Annotated in this window: 4 protein-coding genes; all 4 read right to left on the bottom strand. The window is 75.6% G+C overall.

Features of this window, described 5'->3' with window-relative positions:
* On the bottom strand, positions 1-1,400 hold a 1,400-nt coding region (locus AB0J52_RS32920; RefSeq protein WP_500186752.1), incomplete at its 3' end, for an MFS transporter.
* 59 nt (positions 1,401-1,459) lie between these two features.
* Positions 1,460-2,005, bottom strand: coding sequence for a GNAT family N-acetyltransferase (locus tag AB0J52_RS32915; RefSeq protein ID WP_500186750.1), 546 nt, complete (start codon positions 2,003-2,005; stop codon positions 1,460-1,462).
* Positions 2,006-2,076: 71 nt separating this feature from the next.
* On the bottom strand, positions 2,077-2,673 hold the full coding sequence (locus AB0J52_RS32910) for a CGNR zinc finger domain-containing protein (protein ID WP_500186749.1): 597 nt from the start codon (positions 2,671-2,673) through the stop codon (positions 2,077-2,079).
* A gap of 103 nt (positions 2,674-2,776) precedes the next feature.
* Positions 2,777-3,395 (bottom strand): aminotransferase class I/II-fold pyridoxal phosphate-dependent enzyme (locus AB0J52_RS32905; protein WP_500186748.1); only part of this gene is annotated, 619 nt, incomplete at its 5' end.

Raw genomic sequence — 3,395 nt, 5'->3', positions numbered from 1 at the left:
GTCGCGAACACCGTCCCGATCACCGCGACGCCGAGCGCCGCGCCGATCTGCCGGGCGGTGGACTGGGTGCCGGACGCCTGGCCGGCGCGGTCCGGCGGGACGTCGGCGAGCGAGACGTTGGTGAGCTGCGCGGAGGTCAGGCCGAGGCCGAGCCCGTAGAGCAGCATCCACGGCGCGAGCCCGAACCCGCCGGTCGAGGGGGACAGGACGGCCGCGAGGGCGAGGACGGCGGCGACCTCCAGCGCCATCCCGCCCTGGACGACCCGGTGCGGGCCGTACCGGTTGGCGAGCACGTGCGCGACCGCGCCGGACAGGAACGCCCCGCCGGCCAGCGGCAGGATCGCCACGCTGATCTGCAGCGGCGCGCTGCCGTGCACGCCGAGCAGGAACAGCGGCAGGACGAACAGCAGCCCCAGCTCGCCGACGTTGATCAGGGCCGAGGCGAGGTTGCCGGTGCGGAAGTTCGGGATGGAGAACAGCGTGAGGTCGAGCATCACGGGCCGTCCGGCGGCGGCGCGGGCCCGCTCGACGGCGGTCAGCGCGGCCAGCAGCGCCAGCCCGGCGACGATCATCAGCGGGATCGGCGAGAGCCCGCCGACCGCGACGTCCCGGGTGGCCGTCCACCAGCCGAACGTGGGGCCCTCGATGATGCCGCAGACCAGAAGCCCGAACGCGGCCGCCGACAGCAGCGCGCCGGGCAGGTCGACGCCGAGCCGTCCCCGGGAGCCGGCGGCCGGGCCCGCGGTCGCTTCGGCGCCCACTGCGGCATCCACTGCGGTGTCCGTCGCGCGGGTCTCCGGGACGACGCGCAGGACGCCCCAGATCAGCGCGGCGCCGAACAGCAGGTTCACGCCGAACGCCCAGCGCCACGTCCCGCCCGCGGCGAGCGCGCCGCCGACCAGCGGGCCGAGCGCGGACATCCCGGCGATCGTCGCGCCCCAGATGCCGAAGGCGTGCGCGCGCTCCTTGCCGGTGAACATGGCGTTCAGGGTCGAGAGTGTGGCGGGCATCACCATGGACGCGCCGACTCCCTGCAGGGCCCGCGCGCCGATCAGCGTCGTGGAGTCCACCGAGAACGCGGCCAGGACGCTCGCGACGGTGAACACCGCCACGCCGAGGACGATCATGCGGCGCCGTCCGAACAGGTCGCCCGCGCGTCCGAACGGGATCAGCAGCGCCGCGAACACCAGGGCGTAGACCGAGGTCACCCACTCCGCGCTCGCGGTGCTCAGCCGCAGATCGGAGACCAGCTGGGGGAGCAGGACGCCGACGATCGTCGCGTCCACCACGATCAGCGAGACGCCCAGGCTGATCACGATGGCGGCGAGCAGCGCGCGGCGCGCGGTTCCGGAGGCCGCGCCCGGGGCGATCGGCGGCGTCATGGCGGCGAGTCGGGGCACGGGTTCAAAAATATGCCCGACGCCGGGATGCCCTTCACCCGCCCCGTCCCGGGGGAGGCTCACGCCTCCGGCGTGATGTCGGTGTGCAGCCGGATCTGCCGGACCGGCTCGCCCATGTCGAGGTCCCGGGCCGTGCCGTCGGGCGCCCAGCCGGCCGTCCCGAGGAACCGCCGCAGGACGTCGTCGGCCTCGAACGCCCAGGTCACGAGCGTGTGGACGCCGTCCTCGCGCAACAGGTCGACGGTCGCGGACAGCAGCCGGCTGCCGTGGCCCTCCCGCGCGTGGATCGGGTCGACCAGCAGCGTCAGCAGTTCGGCGGTCGTGCCGGCGTCGAGATCGCCGTCCTCGGCCGGGCCGTACGCCGCGAACCCGACGACCAGGTCGGACGCGACCGCCACCAGCAGATGGTGCCGCAGGCTCGGCGGCGCGACCACCGCCTGCGTCCAGCGCTCCCGCCAGGCGTCCCGGGCCTCCGGGCTGGTCACCCGCTCCAGGACGGGCGCGGGCAGCAGCTCCGCGTACCCCTGCCGCCAGGCGCGCACCTGGATGTCGGCCACAGCACCGGCGTCCGCGCGCCGCGCGGGACGTACCCCGACGTCAGCCATCCGCCACCTCCGCCGAGAAGCCTAGTGCTCACCGGACCGCTCCCCGGACGCGAGCCGACCGGCGCAGGGGGTCAGTCGGTCTGGTCGGTGGTGCGGAGGCGGGCGCGGTAGGCGCGCGTCTTGGTCCGGTTGCCGCAGACCCGCATCGAGCACCAGGCGCGCGACCGGTTCTTGGACGTGTCGAGGAAGGCCCACCGGCAGGTGCTCTCCTGGCAGACCTTGAGCCGCCCCCACGTGCCGTCCGCGACCGCGTCCATGATCGCCGCGGCGATCCAGGCCAGCCCCTCCCGGACCCCGGCGCCGTCCGCTGAGCCGAGCGGGACCAGGCGCGGGTGGCCGTTGGCCAGGGTGATCCGCAGGGGGAGGGCGGCGAGCGCCTCCTCCAGCCCCGGCGGGACGGGCGGGCCGGATGGGTCGGCCGGTCCGTGGTGGTCGAGCATCGCCGCGCGGAGGCCTTCGCGCAGGTCGCGGGCGAGGATGAGGTCGCTTTCGCCCGGGGAGGCGGCGGCCGGGCCGGTCGCCCGGACGGTCACGGGGACTGACTCGTGCCCGTCCAGCCAGGCGGCGAGCCGTCCGGGCGTCTCGATCTCGTCGTCGCCGGTCTCGACGTCGAACGTGTTCACGAAGTCCCGCAGGAGCGCGGCCGCGTCGCGGGAAGTGTCGGTCATCAGGGTTCTCCTGCCTTCGACGGCAGGGTATCAGCGCCGACACCGCCGTCCCCGGATCACCGGTTGCGACGGCGCTCGACTGCTCCGCAGGGCGTGGGACCTCTCAGGGACGCAGGACGGCCGCCAGCCGGCGAACACCCTCGGACAACTCGGCCTCGGACGCGGCCGCGCCGTAGCTGAGGCGCAGGAACGGCCCGGACGGCTCGGCGGGGAAGAACGGGCGGCCCGCGCTGACCAGGACGCCCGCGCGGAGGGCGTCGCGGGCCAGGGCCTCGTCGTCGGCGCCGTCCGGCAGGCGGAGCCACAGGTGCATGCCGCCGTCCGGGCGGGAGTGCCGCAGGCCGGGCAGGTCGCGGGCCAGGGCGGTGGACAGCACGTCCCGGCGGGAGCGCAGGGCGGCGTGGACGGCGCGCAGGTGGCGGGGCCAGCCGGGCGAGGTGACAAGCTCCAGCAGCGTCTCCTGGAGCGGACGCGCCGGGAAGAACTCCGCGACGAGCTGCGCCGAGCGGATGCGCTCGGCGACCGGGCCGCGCGCGACGACCGCCGCCACCCGCAGGCTCGGCGCGGTGATCTTGGTCATCGACGCGATGTGCACGACCCGCCCGTCCGGGTCGTCGGCGACCAGCGGCGCGGGGGTGGACGGCCCGAACCCGAGGTGGCGGGCGTAGTCGTCCTCGACGACGAACGCGCCCGCCGCGCGGGCCGCCGCCATGATCTCGGCG

It is taken from the genome of Spirillospora sp. NPDC049652 (assembly GCF_040675125.1).
In the GTDB taxonomy this organism is placed as follows: Bacteria; Actinomycetota; Actinomycetes; order Streptosporangiales; family Streptosporangiaceae; genus Spirillospora.
Note: the sequence above shows the minus strand (reverse complement) of the source record. Positions and strands in the feature narration are given on the sequence as shown.